We start from the raw sequence: 17,544 nt of genomic DNA, 5'->3' as shown, positions 1-17,544 counted from the left end.
CGGGTTTTGGCGGGCGGCGAAGCCGCCCGCCAAAACCCGAAACCCTCATTATTCGTTTACAATCAAAAAACACAAATTTCATTATGCATAAGATATTTTTTCTTGCTCCTTTTACAGCTGTTTCTCTTGTCAGTGCTCAAAATTTAACCCAAGAGAACGTTACAGGATTCTGGAAACTGAAGGAAGCCGGATTTTATGAAGATCAAAAGAAAGTGGTAAAAGAATTTGATAACTGCCGTTTAATGAGGAATTATGCGATCAGGGAAGATGGTTTTGCTATTTATAACCATATAGAAGGAAAATCTGGCGACTGCAGATCTTCAGAACCGAGGCTTTCTTTTTGGAGGATTGTAGACAACAGAATTCAGTTTTATGTGGATGACCAGAATATTCTTGAAGAAGTGGAAGTAACAATAAATAAAGATCATACAATAACCTTTTCCAGCTATATTCCTGAACAGAAAAAATTAAATAGAGATGCTTTCTCTGAAAAAATAGCCAACACGGTTCACTATGATATTCTTGAAAAACAATTTTGATTATAAATGTAAAATTTTTGATGTATGAATTATGTAACGGTTATCTATCTCGTGAATCTGATATTGTATGCCATGTATTTCTTTGGAAGAGCAGGTAGTGAAGTTGAGGTATCAGGAATGGATTATGCTGTTTCCGGAACTTTATCTCTCTTTCTGATCTTCGCAGGATATCTGAATGCAAAGAAAAGGATGATCTACAGAACCGTTCTGTGGATGTTTTTTGTGAATGTTTTCTTATTCGTTTGTTCCGGTTTGTTTGATCAGTTTGGAAACGATTTTAATATTCTTTCTACAGGTAACAGTGACAGTTTTCTTTTTACATTGGCACTTATTGTTTATAACGGTTATCTTTTTCCTCTAACGGTTATTCTTGAGGGATCGGGTTTGTCATTAATAATACCTGTAGTATTATCATTTATCTTGCCTTCATTGGGATATTTAATAGGGAAGAGGATGTATACAAATAATCAAAATCCCACTGAATTATAATCATTGCGAACCGAAGGTGAAGCAATCTCAATATTATTCATAAAGCTGCTAGTTGGAAAACGCAATGATGCAGGAATTTTACAAACTATATGTTTTTAAGACACAAAGATTTTATCGGAGATAAAATTGTACTTCTTTAAAAATGACACAGAGATTTCACCAGCATTTTTGTCATTCCGGGCAGAGCAAGGAATCTAAACTTTAATATCCTTTACAACTCTTGGAAACCAGGCAGATATTATTAAAAAAAATCCGCATAATCTGCATAATCTAAGAGGGAAAATAATATCATCACCTGCTGAAAATCTCGTATTAAGCGCAGTAGAAATGTTCTTTCTCTTTAAAAAATATACGGAATGTAAAAAACTCTTATACTTTTGCGTTTTCCAAAACTAAAAAAAGAATCAGAAAGTTTTAAAGTTATTCCTGATTTTGAGGCTGGTTATTGGAGGTAAAGAATTTCTGCTTCCCGATTAATAGTTCAAAAAACAGTCTGAAGTCCGAAATTAAAGACCATAAAGGATATTTAAAAGTAGCCGGTTTGTTTTTCTCAATCACAGCATGACTGAACCAGGCAAATCCATAGCCTACAATCGGGATATACCAAAGAAATCTTTCTTTTCCGGAACTGATGACATACCATATAACGAAAAATACGAGAAACGTTCCGATAAAATGAAAAATACGGGTACCTGTTTTACTGTGTTCAGTAAGATAAAACTGATAAAACTCTCTGTATGTTTTGATTCTTTCAGCCATGGCGGTTAGTTTACGGGTTCTTAATGAAGCTAAAGCAATAATTCTGCCGATTTTTATCAGAGGGTAAAAAATAAAAAAGGCAAAATTGCAAATCAGTTTCTCCATCAGAGTAACCTTTCTGCCATTTTGCCTTTTCGCAATTTTGTTTATTGCTTATTTAACTCTTCTTTAGTTCTTTTCCAAGCTTGCTGTTTTTGTATCCGTAGCAGAAATAAATAACCATACCGATCAGGAACCACATTCCAAACCAGAACCAGTTCTCATGGCTCATTCCCGTAAGAAGATACAGACATGAGCTTAATCCAATCAATGGAATTAATGATAGATTCTTGATAAAAGCTACAACACATAGAATCAGGTTGATGATAATAAAGAAGAAAATAGAAGCTCTGAATTCTCCTTCATTAGGATCTGACCAGTTCATCAGATTGTCAAAAAACTCCGGCTGCCATTTGTAGAAAGCCAGTAAGCCACCGATGAAAATAACCGGGAAAATAATTTTACCATTCACATAAGGAAGGTGAAATCTGCCTTTGATTTTTTCCTTGGCAGGAAGTAGAAGTACTCCCGCGCATACCAGTACAAAGGCGAAAATAGTTCCGATACTTGTAAAATCAAGGATAAAAGTTTTATCTGTAAACAGGATAGGAATACCTACTACAATTCCGGTAACCACAGTTGCATAGGACGGTGTTTTATACTTTGGATGTACCTTTTGGAATCTTGCAGGCATCAGTCCGTCACGGCTCATAGCGTACCAGATTCTCGGCTGTCCCATCTGGAAAACCAATAATACGGTTGTAATAGCTACAATGGCAACGAAGGAAACCACAAGTTCCATCCAGGCTACATTGGCATTTGTTTTTTCAAATATGAATGAAAGTGGATCTCCTACACCATCAAATTTCTTGTAATCTACCATCCCTGTTAATACCAGTGTCAAAGCGATATAGATTACCGTACACAGGACAAGAGAAATAATCATTCCTTTTGGCAGGGTCTTTTGCGGATCTTTGGTCTCTTCAGAAAGTACACTTAAGGCATCAAATCCGATATAGGCAAAGAATACTCCGGATACGGCGCTCATTACCCCGGCAAAACCATTCGGCATAAAGGATGGAGTTCCGGTTGCAGGACTTACAGGAGTCCAGTTGTCAGTATTAATATAAGCAAAACCGACAAGAATAACCAATATAATGACCCCAAGCTTTAAGATAACCAGAGAGTTGTTGAAGTTTTTACTTTCTTTTACTCCCACATAACAAAGCCATGTGATTAAACCGTTAATAACCAATGCCGGAATATCTACAATGAATTTCAAACTTCCAATCAATGGTGCTGTTTTCCATGCATTTAACAGTTCTTTGTTTTCTGAACCATATTGAACGGCTTTCCTTGCTTCAGTATAGCTGCAGGTCAGATAATCAGGAATATGCATTCCGAGGCGTCCTAAGAAACTCGTAAAATAATCCGACCACGAAAAGGCTACGTAAATATTCCCGAAAGAATATTCCATGATCAGAGCCCATCCGATTACCCAGGCAATCAGTTCCCCAAAACTGGCATAAGCATACGTGTAGGCAGAACCTGCAGTAGGAATTCTGCTGGCAAATTCAGCGTAGCATAAAGCGGTAAAGCCACAGGCAAAACCGCAAATCAAATATAGTAGGATAACACCGGGACCGCCTCTGAAAACGGCTTCTCCCAAACTGCTGAAACTCCCAGCTCCTATAATAGCCGCGATACCAAAGAATACAATGTCCCATACACCCAAGACTCTTAAAAGCCCCGTTGAAGTATCTGTATCTGAATAGATTTTTCTTCTAAAAAGTTGACTCATTCAATAACTATATTTGATTTGAAAAAAAGCAAATGTAATGATTTTTTATTTTGATGTTAACAGTTGTTAAGAACATTTGGGTAAAAATACTCAAACAAAAAGTTTTAGTCTCTATAAACAGGGATTTCCACAAAGCTGTCGTTTTTCATTATTCTTCGCATAGCTGGCTCTTACAATATGAGTTGACAGAAGAGAGGACTTCCCATCCGGCAAAATCTGGTACAGATAAGTATCCGTGTCAAAATCTTTTTTTCAGCAAGAGAAACCAGTGAATTTTTATAATCCTGAGCGACCATCTGCAAACGGAAAAGATTATCCATAAGGTCAACCGTGTTTTCAGGTTTATACTTTGCGGACTGAAGTTGGGGAATCACTTGCCGGGCAAGTACGGGTATCTGCTCTTCCAATATAAGAGAGTCATTTACAGCTTTCTTTGGGAAGTAAAATTTTTGTGCCTGCAGAAGGTTTACAAAAATTAATGCTAAAAGAATCTTAAATTTCATAAGATGGTGTGTTTATGGTATGTTTTTAGCTGCTTTTGAAAAAGTATCAAATTAACGTATGTTTTTGATAACTGTTTATTAAAATTGTTTACATTTTATCAAACGAAAGTAGTAAATTTTATCATTGTACAGTGAGAAAATTTTCATTGTTATGAAATAAGTATTAACATCCATTAACGCTGTTAAAACTTGCTTAAACAATAAGTTTTTAATATTTTCGTTACCTTATTTAGACTAATTTTCTTATATTAAGAAGAATGAAATCAAAAAAAATACTTTTAGCGGCTGCTGTAATTTATTTCGGAATCTCCGATGCTCAACAGTCTCAATATTTTACCCAGAAAGAAAATTACAGGTTCAATCTAGCCGAAAATCTTTATCAGACCAAAATATACAATGCTTCCCAATACGAATATGCAAGACAATACTTCTACAATCAGAATTTGTCCCGTTCAAAAAAGGAAGCTGCGCAGTTTTTTGATAATGTGATTGGTGTGATTCTTCAGAAAAATCATGCTGAAGAAGGATTAACGGCTTTCATGAAAGAATATCCTGATTCTGCTTATTTTGCTCAGGCTAATCTTCCGCTGGCTGATTATTATTTAGCAAAAAAAGACTTTGACAAAGCACTGGAAACACTTAAGAAAGTGAATCAGTATCAGCTTTCAAAAGAGGAAAATACCCAGTATATTCTGAAGCTTGGATATGCAAAATTCATGATGGGTGATTCCAAAGGAGCTACTGATGCCCTTGAAGAAGCTTATAAAACAGCGGACCAGTCTCAAAAAGGAGATATTGCTTATATGTTGGGGCATTTATATTACAGCAACAGGCAAAATGATAAAGCGTTCCAGTATTTTGATTCTATTAAAGATCAGGATAAATTCTCAAAGCTTGTTCGTCCTTATTATGTACAGATGTACTATAATGATAAGAATTACAATCAGGCTATTACAGAAGGAACAGCTTTGTTAAACGAAAATATTTCAGATTCTTATAAAGCAGAAGTACATAAGATCATCGGGGAGAGTTATTTCATGAAGAATGATTACAGCTCTGCTTACCCACATTTGAAAGATTATCTGAGTTTACAGCAGAATCCATCCGAAAACGATTTGTATGAGATGGGATTTGTGGCAGCACAGCTTAAAAAATACGATGAAGCGGTTTCTTATTACAACCAGCTTCTCAACAGTAATTCTGCTTTAGCACAAAATGCTTACTACCAGTTAGGAAATGCTTATCTGGCTGTAGATAAAAAGCAGGAAGCGCTTTCTGCATTCCGTTCTTCTTACCAGATGGATTATGATGTAAAAGTGAAAAAGCTGGCTCATGAACAGTACGCTAAATTAAGTTACGATATCGGTAACCCGTTTGAAAGTCCTTCGGCGGTGATCCAAAGTTATATCAACGAAAATCAGAATGGTGCCAATGCCACAGAAATGAGATCATTATTGGTGAAATCGTATCTGTATTCCGGAAACTATAAAGAAACGCTGAATGCTATTGACAGGCTGCAGAGTTCTACTCCTGAGATCAACAAAGTAGATCAGGAGGTTTCTTATTTATTAGGGACTGAAGAGTTCAACAAAGGAAATTATGATGAAGCTGAGAAATATTTCTTAAGAAGTCTTGGCTTTAACATCAATAAAGAATTCAACAGCAGAGCTTTATACTGGCTGGCACAGGTATATTACCAGAAAGGAAATTATCCGTCTGCTATTGTTCGATATGAAAAGCTTCTTACTGAAAGCTTCCCTGAAAAACAACAGCTGCCTTACGATTTGGGATATGCCTATTTCAAATCTAAGAAATTTGATCAGGCAGAAACGTACTTCAAACAATATCTTGCCAATCCGAAACCGGAGTTTAAAAACGATGCAGAACTTCGTCTTGCAGATATCCATTATGCCAACAATGATCTGAACGAGGCAATCGCTATCTATGATAAAAATGAAGATGCTACGGATTATACTTTGTATCAGAAAGCAATGGCTTTTGGATTCAAAGGAGATACTCAGGCAAAGATTACTAACCTTAAAAACCTTTTATCCAAATATCCGGACTCTGAATATTACGATGATGCTCAATATGAAATAGGAACAGCATATGCTGCTCAGGATGATTTTGCCAATTCCAATGATTATTTCGGAAAAGTAATTAAAGGTTCTTCTGACAAAGATCTGATCGCGAATGCTTCTATCTACAGAGCGCAGAATTATATTGATCAGAATCAGAATGAAAAAGCACTTTCCGAATTGAAATCTTTGGGCGAGCAGTATAAAAATACAGCTTATGCCCAGAAAGTGGTGCAGGCGGCAAAACCGATCTTCACGAAAAACGGAGATGTTTCAGGATATGAAACTTTCGCAAGAAATATAGGGGTAAATGTAGATGCTGCTGAAATTGATGAGATCAACTTATCTACAGGTAAGCAGTTGTTTGCTAAGAAAGATTATAAAAATGCCATTTCTTACTACGAAAAGTATCTTACACAGAACCCTACAGGTGAAGGATTGTATCAGGCGAAATATGAATTGGGAGAAAGTTACTATCAGACAAATAATTCAACCAAAGCTTTACTTGTTCTTCAGGAAGTGGCTGGAATTCAGAATGATTACCAGGATGACGCACAAACTCGTTTAGCTCAGATCTTTATTGCACAGGGCAATACTGCGGAAGCGAAAAAGTACCTTGAAGGCATTAAAAACTCTTCCAACATCAGCATTAAAAACTATGCGAATGTAGAGCTGATGAAACTGTACGCACAAGAAAATAATTTCTCTGAAGCTGAAAAATTAGCCAACGCAGTTATTGCGAATTCTAAAAACTCAGCGGCCGTTATTGAAACTGCGAAAGTAATCAAAGCAAGAAGTCTGATGAACTCAGGAAAAGATAAAGATGCACAGGCAGCTTATGCTTCTCTTGAAAAATCATCCAATACTTCGGTAGCAGCGGAAGCTTTGTATGCTAAAGCCTATTATCAGAACAAAGGAAAGGCATTTAAGTCTTCTAATGAAACGATCTTCAAGCTGGCTAATAACTATGCTTCGGAAGAATTCTGGGGAGCAAAAGCCCTTGTATTGATGGCGAAAAACTATATCGGTCTGAAGGATAACTATCAGGCAAGTTATACCTGCGATCAGATCATTGCGAACTACAAAGATTTCCCTGAGATCGTAGCAGAAGCTAAAGAAGTTAAAAAACTGATTAAGAAATAATACATGAAGGTGTTTAAAATTGCCCTATATTCTTTTTTGATTTCTACTTCTCTCTGGAGCTGCATTCCGTCGTATATTGCATATCCAAGGGAGTATAACCATGCAAAAGCTGATTTCAAAAAGCAAAAAGCTTTTGTAGTGAACAAGGATCTTGAGGAAGAATTTAAAATTTTAAAACATTCCGACATTTATGAAATTGTAGAAGACAGCAGTTATGCGGCTAAAATAACACTGCACCCGATGAAAACCTATACTCCTCCTTGTGGAAACCCAATGATTGGAAGTATGCTTACCGTCGGATTACTGCCTTCGCGATTTCCGTATACTATTTCCTACAGTTATGATGTTGCTGAGAACAATACAGCAAAAAATTATCAATACAAATTACAAGTTTATCAAAGCCTTTGGCTGTTTAATATATTCAGACTGGGGAGAACTTTTTCAAAACAGTCGGGAAAAGCTTTATTGGGCAGTTATATGGCTTCCAGTAAATAAAAACCCGTTATATATTTTTTTCAAATAAAGAAAATATGAACAAGAAGATTCAAATATTATCTATATTATTTTTAGGAATTTCGTCAGTGGCGTTTTCCCAGATCAAGGAGGAAAAACTGGTTCTTAACAAAAAGAGGGAACCGGAAGTGAAGAAGATCGAGAAGAAGAAGACTTCTGTGGAAACCATTAAAAATTATCCGCCGGAAGAGAAATCACAGACTCCTGTGAAATATACCATCACGGATGTTCCTGCTGTTTCAGACTTCAAAACGTCAACCATTCAGGGAGAGGATGTAGCTCCAAAATTTGACGGAACCGCTCAGAATAACTATTTCCAGTTCGGAATGGGTAATTACGGGAAAGTTCTGGTAGACGGAAATGTTTCAAAAACCCTTGAAAATAAGCTTGAAGTAGGAGCAGATGTTCACATTCTTTCCACCAATGGTCTTAAAAAAGATTACGATTGGAAATCCGGACAGACTTCAGCCAATGTTGGTGCTTTCTTAAACTCTTACGGAGAAAAGGGGAAGTTCAACCTTAACGCTGAATATGGCTTAGACAGCTATAATTACTACGGAATTTATGCCATGCAGCCTACCGGAGAGCTTGATCTGAAGCAAAAGGTCAATCAGTTTAAAGTAAACGGGTACTATGATTTTTACTCCAATGAAATCTTAAATGATGTAAGAGTAAAATCATCATTCCTGAAAGATCATTTTGATGCTTCAGAAAACCAGGTTTCCATTCTTGCTAACTTCTCCAAGCATGCTGTTGAATTAGGAAAATCTGGAATCAATCTGAATGCTGATCTGGGAGTAGGGTTAGATGCTGTGAAGACAGACTTTGCAATCAGAGATAAAAACTCTTCCAATTTCTTCAATACTAATCTGACTCCGAAAGTGACGTTCAGAAAAGGAGACTCTTATTTGATGCTGGGTTCTTCATTCTCTTTCCTGAATGCTAAGAATTCCAACGATCAGATGGAACAAGTGAAAAACAATAAGACCTACTGGTTTCCACAGGCAGAATTTCAGTTTGCTGCAGCTAATGAATTTAAATTCTATGGAGGGGTAGACGGTGGTCTGAAGCTGAATACGTATGGAGATATGTTACAGACCAATCCATTTATTCTTTCTGACCAGTTTTTAAAGCCTACAGAGACGAAATATCATTTTTATGTAGGATTGAGAGGGGACATTGATGAAACACTGAAATATGACTTCTCTGCAGGGTACGGAAAAATGAGAGATATTATGTTCTTTAAGGCTAACGGTCTTTTCGATAACAATTCTGTTAATCGTTCTGCGTACAATTTCGCCAATACATTCTCTGCGGTTTATGATGACGGTAATGTAAGCGATATCAAAGGAAGTGTACAATATTTCCCATTGGCCAACCTTATTATCGATGGAGAATTAAGGTTCACAAAGTACGATCTGAAGACTTACGACAATATTTATAACGTTCCTTTGTTCAATGCGAGCATCGGAGCTAAATATACGATGCTTGACAAGAAATTATTGCTTGGATTCAAAGGGATCTTTGCAAGTGACAGAACTACAAACTCTTATGCAATTGAAGCAGTAGGCGCTCCGAACGTAATTTATCAGTCTACGGAGAATACAAATGATAAAGTTGGCGGGTATGCTGATTTAAATCTTTCCGCAGAGTATAAAATTCACAAAAATTTCAGTATTTTCGCACTCGGAAATAATCTTCTGAGTTCAAAATACCAGACGTACAAAGGCTACAAAGTCTTAGGTGCACAGATTCTGGGAGGCGTGAAAATTACTTTCTAAAACATAAAAGGCAATGATGATAAGTAATCAGGTATTACTCATTACTTATCAATACGGCTGCATAGTTTAATGGATAGAACTTCGGATTTCGGCTCCGACAGTGAGGGTTCGAATCCTTCTGCGGTCACTAATTGAATGAAAGAGAATTTGTATATTATTGAAATTCAAATAATTACATTTTCTCTTTTTTGTTTTTGTGCCCAAAATTGTGCCCAAATTTCAGAAGTATACTTTTTTTAATCTGCTTGAATTTGATTAAATCTATCTGAATACTAAAACAGATAAATTATATCTGTCATAACAAATGTACTGAATAATTTTTAGGTTTTGAAATAGTGTCCAGAACTCTCAAAATAATCATACATGATGTTTTTTGCTGTAGCTTCCCAATCAATCACAACAAAGCTAGGCAGATTGAACGGTATATCATTTTCATATAAATATTCCACGAACTCAATATCGTTTGCATATTCACCATAATAAAAATTGTTTACATATTCATACAGGCTTTGGAAATCAATTCTACCTAAACAATCTATACAAACCTCGAAAACTTCAATATCATACTCAGATTCATTAATTTGCTCGGCTATCTCGTAAATCTCGGAGGATAAAAAACTTTCCCCTATCAATCCTAGCTTTTCAAATAGTTCGCAGTTTTCATAATCCTGAAACATAAATTCAGGGTCTTGTTCATCAGAATGAAGTTCATACATTGCAGTAATTAGTTCGTCATAGCTTCCATATTCGCTAAGGTTAAACCATTTGCCATAAATACTTGAATTGTTGTACTTGTAATAAGTGCCTACATAAATAGCACAATTGTCGAGACAATTTGTTAACTTTGTCATAGTCGATAATTTTAAGTTAGAGTTAAAACTTATTGATGTTGCCTAGCAAGTACGCCAATACTTCTAGGCATTTTTGTTTTTTATATTGAACCTTGTACACAAAGAAACAAGGCTTATTTTTAGTAATAAAGTACAGAGTAAAGATACGTAAAAAACACGATAACCACCAGCTTTTCAGACACTTTTTAACCAAAATGTTAACACTTTGCAAGACTGGTTAAAAACTTTTTAACCACTCGGACGGGAGGAAAATAAAAACAGTTGTCAAAAAATGACATTATGCAGGTAGGGGTGGATCGAAAAAAGATCTTTTAACCCCACACTAAACGACATTAGTACCTTCTGACCCGATGACTGTACATAAAATTTCAGAATTTGACCAAGGAAATGCGTATTATCCGATCTTATTTTTTCGATACAGCTGGACGGGGGTGCTTTTATATACTAAACTTTGACGGGGTTGGGGTAAATGGGAATATATATCGTCCATTTCGTCTTTGAACTCTCTAGTTACAAACCAAGAAACACCTAAAATACCTAGTGAGTTCACCGCAAAGATTCCCGAAATATTAGTTTTAGTTAGGTATTAGAATGTTTAAGTATAGTATAAATATTAGTATATAAGTATGATGATGCAGATTTTTTATTAATACACAGTATTACATATAGTTATATTCGTTTTGGGGTTAATTAGCAGATAATATATTAACAAAACTAAGGTTATCAAGAAACTAGTTTTTTTATGCCCCGAATAGCATTAAAGATCGCTTACCATACCTAATTACAGTATAATACAAGTGTTTGAAAAAATTCTTATCTTAGTGGCTGAATTTTTAACGAAAAAATAAAGCGTCTGCTTTTATTCTGTTATAGGAAATCTGACAGTTTCAAAAATGTAACATAGAATAAACAGTTGATGCCCGTACCATAGGCGTGCGGGCTATTACTTGTTTGTGTTACATGGTTTTGTCAGAACCTCCTATAGCAAATTGAGTGTAGTCCCACGCTTTTTGCATTAATAACCTTTCACTTTGGGACTGAGTGATATAATAAATCACTTTATGAAAAAGATCTTTATTTCTGTATGTCTGCTAATCGGAATTTCTTGTTTTTCTCAAACTGCAACCAAAAAGTACAATTCATTCTACAACCGATATGAATACTTTGATTCGGGAGGCAATATGATAGGCTATGAAAAGTACAATAACTTATCAAAACAATGGGAATATTACACAACGGGTACTAATTCACAACCTCGACAGCCAACACAATATCGTGATCCGCAACAATTAAGTATTTCAGGTTTGGGAAATGCTACAAGTATTTTACAGAATAGATATAACAGTAACGTTCAGCAAGTTCAAAATACGGTAAATTCTATAATCAACCAAATTAATAATTTGGACGTAACCGATGAACAAAGATTACATATTTCAGACACTTTTCAAAAAAAATGTGTTGACGAAATAAACCGAACAAGAATTAATTATTCTTCAGCAAATGAAACGAACCGTGTTATAAAGTGGCTGTATGATTCTGTGAATACAATAATTAAAAATACTACAGCTTCAAGTTTCAATTCTAATAGTAATAGTAACTATCAAAACAATTCATCAAATGATTACAGCAATGACAGTAAAATAAAATCTAATTATGGTAAAACCTTACCTGTTTATAATATTGCTGTTTTTGACCATAATAATAAGCGTGTAAGGGATGAAACTATTTCAACTAATTCTTATGTAATAATCAATGATAATCAAATTGCATTCAAAAAAGCTGATGGGGAGATTTCTTATAGAGATTTAAAAAACAAGGTATATAATGAACGTAAAAAGGGCTATGAGTATTCATCACAATGGGGAGGTGTATTTATCCATGAGGATTTAAAATATGTTGAATTCTTTCAGGGCAGTTTAGCAATTGGGGAAAATTATACTTATTACATAACTCCTTCAGGAAATAGGTAGAATTTCTATTGTATAAGTCATTTAAATATATATTATGGTAGAAAAGAAAAATATCAATATAGATAACAATATCTTAGATTCAATCATGCTGGGTTTTGTATTTGCAGTACTCACTGTTTTTATTGTCGAACACTTTAGCACCTATTCATACATTCCGAACTTAGGTAAACCTATTATTAGTTATGGGGGACAGGTAATTAGACCAGATTCATTTGATACAAGCATAACTCCAATAGGCACATTATATCAAACTACGCCATTCGGAACAAAAATAAGCCTGCCAACAAACGGAATGATGTGCAGTGAACTGATTTTTAAAGATTCGGACTTCAAAAAATATTCTAATCAGGTTGTGCTATATTTCAAAGCCGTATTTAGAGATTATAAATATCTGCTGCTGATAGCATTCGCATACACACTGTTAAACCTTTTCTTTAAAAGATACCGATTCACACTCTCATAAAAGATCGGTAAAATTAGAGAGAGAAAATAAAAACACGTCAAGTTTTGGCGTTATACCGTAATACATTTGTCAGAACTTAAGAGATTGTTATTTTCACCACTCATAGAAAAATTGTAAATTGCAGGAAACACAAAACACACAAAATATTAGTATTCAAGATGAGAAAAATATATATTTTTCCCTTATTATTTACAGGTATAATAAGTTTTGGTCAAATTCCAAACTTTCCGACTCCACAAGCAAGTGGTTTGGGTAATTATTCCAGTAATAATTATGGCAGTCCGACAAATAGCAGAATTTCCCAAAGAAATTACGCTCCCTCAATGCCGAGTACATATCAAAAATCCTCAAACTCAATCGGGCAACATAATACCTATGAAACGCAAGGAAGATCACAAAATGATGCTTTTTTGCGTGAGATAGACAAGGATATGGCAGAAGTTCAACAAATGCAATTCCGTGAATGGATAAACAATGGCAGGAATATGCCTTATGATTTGCCTTCACTTTCAGGAAAAGCAGGAACTGGGTCATATTATGATGCTTTCAGTAAACTTTCTGCAATGGATTCAGAAAACTATTCGTTGGCTGATGTCAATTTCACTGTTGAAAATGCTTTTTATGATAACAAACAGGATGTAAACAAATTTAAATCAGGAATTCAAAAAACAGCAAAACAATTGTTGCAGAAAATGAAAGAACGGAAACAGGACACAGAAAGCAATGTTTCCAAAAACCTGATGATCTTTGAGTATTTCTCTAAGGATATAAAATTGAACGGCACAACTCACAAAGCCTTTGAATATGATTTTAAGGACTATATGGGACAAAAAGACTATTCCAAAATGTTTGTTTCCAAACTCCTCAAAACAGGATCAGGACAATGCCATTCAATGCCTCTGTACTATCTGATTTTGGCAGAAGCAATGAATACAGAAGCCTATTTATCATTAGCTCCCAATCATTCCTATATCCGTTTTGTGGATGATGAAGGAACTATGAGAAATATGGAGCTTACCAATGGAATGTTTCCTACCGACAATGCATTTTTGGAATCAGGATATATCAAATCAGAAGCCTTGCAAAATAAAATTTATTTGGAAAACCTTACCAAAAAGGAACTGTTGGGAATGGCTTATTTTGATTTGGCAAGAGGATATGTAAGCAAGTTTGGGTATGATGAATTTGTAAACAAAGTTATCGACAAGGCATTGGAACTTTATCCAAACGGAATAGCACCGAACATGGAAAAGGCAAATATAAGTCAGGTAAGATTTGCCAATGTGATGAAACAATTGGGTATTAACCCCGAAGACAAAAGAGATTTACAGAGAATAGGTTATTTTCCAAAGGCAGTTGAACAACTAAATCAAATCAATGAGCAGTTTAATCATATTGACAACTTAGGATATGCCAAAATGCCTGCATCAGCTTATGAATCATGGCTCAAAAGTTTGAAAACCGAAAAGAACAAACAAGAAAGTGAAGCATTGGCAGAAAAAATGCGTTTATATCAACTTCAGAAGCAAAAGGAAAGACAAGAGCAGGAAGCCTTGAAAAAGATGCAGGATAAGAAAAAGCAGGAACAAAAACCTAGATATATTCCAATCGACCCTAGTAAACTATAAAGAACAAATGATTGATTATAAAAAATTAATAAATAACTTTAACAAATAAACTAATAACAGTGAAAAAAATATTATTGATTGCTTTTGTACTCATAACAGGCTTTACACAGGCGCAGGTCAAGAAAAAGACCCAAACAACACAAAAGTCCAAAACTGAAAAGAAATGGGTAAATCCTGTTAAGCTGACAAAAGAAGAGCGCAACCGTCCGTATATGGATGAAGTTTTGAAAACAAGAGATTCTTTGACACCACAGGAAGCTGAAAGGCGAAGAAAGAATATTGCTGTTGGAAATCCTTTTGCAAAGTATGGGGTTTATCCAAAAATTGCAACATTAAGCAAAGGAAAATATCTTGAGTTTCACGATACGGATAGTATTGTAGTCATTGGTTCTGTACGATACAACACAAAAAGAGGCAATATAATTGAAGTAAGAGAAGTTGATTTATCCGACCCTGATGCACAGCCAATTGGCGATACTCACGGACGTTGGATGTCTCCCGATCCGCTTAGTGAGGAGTTTCCGAGTTGGACACCTTATAATTATGGAATGAATAACCCATTAAGAAATATTGATCCCACAGGTTTAGCTCCAGAAGACATACATATTTTAGGAAATTTAGCAGATAAAGCACTTGAGCAATTAAATGCAAATAGTAGTCTTGCTATGACAAAGGATTCGAATGGCAAGTTGAGTACCGCAAATTTGAGTAAGAGTGATTACAATAAATTGTCTGCAACAGATAAGGTTTTATATGATGGTATAAAGAACACTAATATCGACTCCAGAATTATTGCTGATAATAATAATGTAACTCCTAGTGGAGGATTAATTCCTGGTGGTTCTTTTGGTGGAGCTGATTATGACTCTACAACAAATATGAGTACAGGAACCCAATATACAAATCCTGAAGTATTAGGAAGTGCCGAAAGTTTTACAGGAACTCAAAAAGGAACGGGAATGACACATGAAGTTGTAGAGAATGTGCTTATTACGCAGGAGTCTTTCAATACGAAAAGTGATGTTTCTATAAGTACTTTAGGTAATCCAAATCCTGTTTTTAACAAATTTCATGATATGACAAGAGGTATGATGCCTTATGATAACTTAATTATTTCTGCTAGAACAAGGAACGAGACTACAGGAAGTCACAGAAAATATTTTGAGGGATTTGCAGGCAAAAAAGATGCTAACGGAAAAATTCAAACTCTTCCTTTGTTTAAAGTTTATACTGATGATAAAAGACTAAAAAAATAATTATATGAAAAAGATAGTTTTCTTACTTTTTTCTCTTACAATATACAATTGCCAAACAAAAAGTACAATTATTAGTTCAAAACCAAGTTCTATTGAAAGAAAAATAGTTTCTGTTAAAGAAAATAAAGATGTTAATATATTAATAGCAGATAATAATGATATTATAGAGGTGTTTAAAGAAACTAGTACAAATAAATGTAAAAAAATAAAATTAGGTAAAAAATATTCTTTTAGAATAATTCCTGTAAGTGATTTAATACAACAAGGTATTGAATCTCCGAAGGAATATATTTTAAATGACTCCACCATTATCAAATATAATCACTACTATTCCTTAGAGAAAAATCAAAATATTTGCATAGAATGACCATGATTAAAAGTCAACTGAAAAATAATAAAGTATCTGTAAAATTTTCTATAATTAAAAAACTCATTATATTAATTATTTTAGGAACTTTTTTTCAATCAAAAGCGCAATCTAATCAATTTTATTCTGATGCTTACCAAACAATTGATAATATGCTTAATGACAAACAGCAATATAGTTTCAAAGAAGCTGTTTTTGGTGTTGAAAATGCTTATTATCAAGGGAAATTAGATATTGAAGGGCTCAATCGTAAAATTGGATTTTTGACAAGTTTTTGTAATCGACTGGTTAAAAACAGAAAACTTAGTTATTCTGAAAAGGATGCAGAAAAAGTAAATAAATATGCTGCAATCTATACTGTTATTTGTCAGTCTACACCTGTTATTTTCGGAAATGACACAATAAAATACAAACCATTTACTTATGATTTTGAAGATGTATTCGGACATAAAGAACTGTCTAATTTGTTTGTGTCAAAATTGTTAGATACTCAAAAAGGCAATTGTAATTCAATGCCCTATCTATACAAAATCTTAGCAGAAGAATTGGGAGTTGATGCCAATTTAGCACTTGCACCTAACCACGTTTATATCAAGCATAACATCAAATCTATTGGTTGGTACAATACAGAGCTTACAAGTGGTATTTTTCCGATTGATGCATGGTTATCAGCTTCAGGGTTCATTCATTTGGATGCTATTAAAAACGGTGTGTTTATGAAAGCCCTGAACAATAAGGAAAGTCTTGCATTGCTATTAGTAGATTTGGCAAATGCCTACAACAGAAGTTTTCCAGATAATGACGGAAGTTTTGCTTTGAAATGTGCCGAAAGAGCAATCCAAATTTATCCTTATTTGCCAAATGCCTTGTTATTACAAGCAGAAACACATACAAAACAGTTTCAAAAATTGATGAAAGAACAAAATACAAAAGATATTCAGGCTACATTGAGCAATCCGAAAGCTAAAGAACTGTTTGATATCATGAATAAAGAATATACTCATATTCATAAAATAGGCTATCGAAGTATGCCCGAAGAAATGTATTTAGATTGGTTAGTATCCTTGAAAACTGAACGATCAAAATATGAAGATACTAGATTGCAGAAATAAATAATTACTTAAAAATTACTATTTAATATTAAAATATTATATTAAATATTATCTTTAAATTTGTAAGATATCTTTTTATGTCTAAAATACTATATATACCAAGCTTACATAGACCATTTAATCAACAATTAAAGACCTCAAAGTGGGTTTGTAATTTTATTTTAGAGTCTAAAAAAAATATATCTCTTTCAGATTTTAATATTGAATTCTATATTTATTTAATTAAGATACTACATAAAGAATATCAAAAAA

The 17,544-nt window shown here is 34.3% G+C and carries 15 protein-coding genes and 1 tRNA gene; 12 read left to right on the top strand and 4 right to left on the bottom strand.

Annotated features, from left to right (window positions below; translation table 11 throughout):
* The first annotated feature begins 83 nt into the window (after window positions 1-83).
* Window positions 84-539 carry a lipocalin-like domain-containing protein gene (locus EK417_RS17520; protein WP_136522896.1) on the top strand — a complete coding sequence of 152 codons (456 nt, stop codon included), beginning with the start codon at window positions 84-86 and terminating at the stop codon, window positions 537-539.
* A 24-nt stretch (window positions 540-563) separates the two neighbouring features.
* The gene (locus EK417_RS17515; protein WP_110366833.1) at window positions 564-1,028 is read left to right on the top strand and encodes a hypothetical protein; all 465 of its coding nucleotides are present in this window, start codon (window positions 564-566) and stop codon (window positions 1,026-1,028) included.
* A 420-nt stretch (window positions 1,029-1,448) separates the two neighbouring features.
* Here EK417_RS17515 and EK417_RS17510 read toward each other — a convergent pair whose 3' ends face one another.
* The 3 genes from EK417_RS17510 to EK417_RS17500 all read right to left on the bottom strand — a co-directional run bounded on the left by EK417_RS17510 (window position 1,449) and on the right by EK417_RS17500 (window position 4,130).
* On the bottom strand, window positions 1,449-1,787 hold the full coding sequence (locus EK417_RS17510; RefSeq protein WP_062675236.1) for an Mpo1-like protein: 339 nt from the start codon (window positions 1,785-1,787) through the stop codon (window positions 1,449-1,451).
* Window positions 1,788-1,944: 157 nt separating this feature from the next.
* Window positions 1,945-3,627 carry an APC family permease gene (locus tag EK417_RS17505; RefSeq protein WP_076597921.1) on the bottom strand — a complete coding sequence of 561 codons (1,683 nt, stop codon included), beginning with the start codon at window positions 3,625-3,627 and terminating at the stop codon, window positions 1,945-1,947.
* Window positions 3,628-3,797: 170 nt separating this feature from the next.
* A complete protein-coding gene (locus tag EK417_RS17500; protein ID WP_181446084.1) occupies window positions 3,798-4,130 on the bottom strand; it encodes a hypothetical protein in 333 nt (110 codons plus the stop codon).
* Between the two features lie 257 nt (window positions 4,131-4,387).
* Here EK417_RS17500 and EK417_RS17495 point away from each other — a divergent pair, with 257 nt between their 5' ends.
* The 4 genes from EK417_RS17495 (at window position 4,388) to EK417_RS17480 (ending at window position 9,772) form a co-directional block, all read left to right on the top strand.
* Window positions 4,388-7,351, top strand: a complete 2,964-nt coding sequence (locus EK417_RS17495; protein WP_136522895.1) for a tetratricopeptide repeat protein — start codon at window positions 4,388-4,390, stop codon at window positions 7,349-7,351.
* Between the two features lie 3 nt (window positions 7,352-7,354).
* Window positions 7,355-7,846 (top strand): hypothetical protein, encoded by a 492-nt coding sequence (locus tag EK417_RS17490; RefSeq protein WP_136522894.1) that lies wholly within the window; start codon window positions 7,355-7,357, stop codon window positions 7,844-7,846.
* A 35-nt stretch (window positions 7,847-7,881) separates the two neighbouring features.
* Window positions 7,882-9,645 carry a TonB-dependent receptor gene (locus tag EK417_RS17485; RefSeq protein ID WP_136522893.1) on the top strand — a complete coding sequence of 588 codons (1,764 nt, stop codon included), beginning with the start codon at window positions 7,882-7,884 and terminating at the stop codon, window positions 9,643-9,645.
* Between the two features lie 55 nt (window positions 9,646-9,700).
* Window positions 9,701-9,772 (top strand) — tRNA-Arg (locus EK417_RS17480).
* Between the two features lie 193 nt (window positions 9,773-9,965).
* Here the strand turns inward: EK417_RS17480 and EK417_RS17475 are convergent.
* Window positions 9,966-10,496 (bottom strand): antirestriction protein ArdA, encoded by a 531-nt coding sequence (locus EK417_RS17475; RefSeq protein ID WP_136522892.1) that lies wholly within the window; start codon window positions 10,494-10,496, stop codon window positions 9,966-9,968.
* 1,061 nt (window positions 10,497-11,557) lie between these two features.
* On the opposite strand from EK417_RS17475, the gene EK417_RS17470 reads away from it, so the two are divergent.
* From EK417_RS17470 to EK417_RS17445, 6 genes are all read left to right on the top strand, one after another.
* Entirely contained in the window at window positions 11,558-12,466 is a 909-nt protein-coding gene (locus EK417_RS17470; RefSeq protein WP_136522891.1) for a hypothetical protein, read from the top strand.
* A 34-nt stretch (window positions 12,467-12,500) separates the two neighbouring features.
* Window positions 12,501-12,929: a hypothetical protein gene (locus tag EK417_RS17465; protein ID WP_136522890.1), complete on the top strand. Its 429-nt coding sequence runs from the start codon at window positions 12,501-12,503 to the stop codon at window positions 12,927-12,929.
* A 158-nt stretch (window positions 12,930-13,087) separates the two neighbouring features.
* Window positions 13,088-14,557 (top strand): hypothetical protein, encoded by a 1,470-nt coding sequence (locus EK417_RS17460; protein WP_168802027.1) that lies wholly within the window; start codon window positions 13,088-13,090, stop codon window positions 14,555-14,557.
* A 59-nt stretch (window positions 14,558-14,616) separates the two neighbouring features.
* Window positions 14,617-15,813, top strand: coding sequence for an RHS repeat-associated core domain-containing protein (locus EK417_RS21470; protein ID WP_228457966.1), 1,197 nt, complete (start codon window positions 14,617-14,619; stop codon window positions 15,811-15,813).
* Window positions 15,814-15,817: 4 nt separating this feature from the next.
* Window positions 15,818-16,180: a hypothetical protein gene (locus EK417_RS17450; protein ID WP_136522888.1), complete on the top strand. Its 363-nt coding sequence runs from the start codon at window positions 15,818-15,820 to the stop codon at window positions 16,178-16,180.
* Window positions 16,177-17,292 carry a hypothetical protein gene (locus EK417_RS17445; RefSeq protein WP_228457965.1) on the top strand — a complete coding sequence of 372 codons (1,116 nt, stop codon included), beginning with the start codon at window positions 16,177-16,179 and terminating at the stop codon, window positions 17,290-17,292. Before EK417_RS17450 ends, EK417_RS17445 begins: the two co-directional genes overlap by 4 nt.
* Window positions 17,293-17,544 lie beyond the last annotated feature (252 nt).

The sequence above is a fragment of the Chryseobacterium candidae genome (genome assembly GCF_004916905.1).
Classification (GTDB): Bacteria; Bacteroidota; Bacteroidia; order Flavobacteriales; family Weeksellaceae; genus Chryseobacterium; species Chryseobacterium candidae.
The sequence above is the reverse complement of the archived record's forward strand: the minus strand, read 5'-3'. Positions and strand labels throughout refer to the sequence as shown.

Bases quoted from the DNA above. Each gene is read 5' to 3' on its own strand.
- EK417_RS17515 (WP_110366833.1), top strand. From the start codon at position 564: ATGAATTATGTAACGGTTATCTATCTCGTGAATCTGATATTGTATGCC.
- EK417_RS17520 (WP_136522896.1), top strand. From the start codon at position 84: ATGCATAAGATATTTTTTCTTGCTCCTTTTACAGCTGTTTCTCTTGTC.
- EK417_RS17470 (WP_136522891.1), top strand. From the start codon at position 11,558: ATGAAAAAGATCTTTATTTCTGTATGTCTGCTAATCGGAATTTCTTGT.
- EK417_RS17445 (WP_228457965.1), top strand. From the start codon at position 16,177: ATGACCATGATTAAAAGTCAACTGAAAAATAATAAAGTATCTGTAAAA.
- EK417_RS17450 (WP_136522888.1), top strand. From the start codon at position 15,818: ATGAAAAAGATAGTTTTCTTACTTTTTTCTCTTACAATATACAATTGC.
- EK417_RS17500 (WP_181446084.1), bottom strand. From the start codon at position 4,130: ATGAAATTTAAGATTCTTTTAGCATTAATTTTTGTAAACCTTCTGCAG.
- EK417_RS17475 (WP_136522892.1), bottom strand. From the start codon at position 10,496: ATGACAAAGTTAACAAATTGTCTCGACAATTGTGCTATTTATGTAGGC.
- EK417_RS17495 (WP_136522895.1), top strand. From the start codon at position 4,388: ATGAAATCAAAAAAAATACTTTTAGCGGCTGCTGTAATTTATTTCGGA.
- EK417_RS17510 (WP_062675236.1), bottom strand. From the start codon at position 1,787: ATGGCTGAAAGAATCAAAACATACAGAGAGTTTTATCAGTTTTATCTT.
- EK417_RS17460 (WP_168802027.1), top strand. From the start codon at position 13,088: ATGAGAAAAATATATATTTTTCCCTTATTATTTACAGGTATAATAAGT.
- EK417_RS17490 (WP_136522894.1), top strand. From the start codon at position 7,355: ATGAAGGTGTTTAAAATTGCCCTATATTCTTTTTTGATTTCTACTTCT.
- EK417_RS17465 (WP_136522890.1), top strand. From the start codon at position 12,501: ATGGTAGAAAAGAAAAATATCAATATAGATAACAATATCTTAGATTCA.
- EK417_RS17485 (WP_136522893.1), top strand. From the start codon at position 7,882: ATGAACAAGAAGATTCAAATATTATCTATATTATTTTTAGGAATTTCG.
- EK417_RS17505 (WP_076597921.1), bottom strand. From the start codon at position 3,627: ATGAGTCAACTTTTTAGAAGAAAAATCTATTCAGATACAGATACTTCA.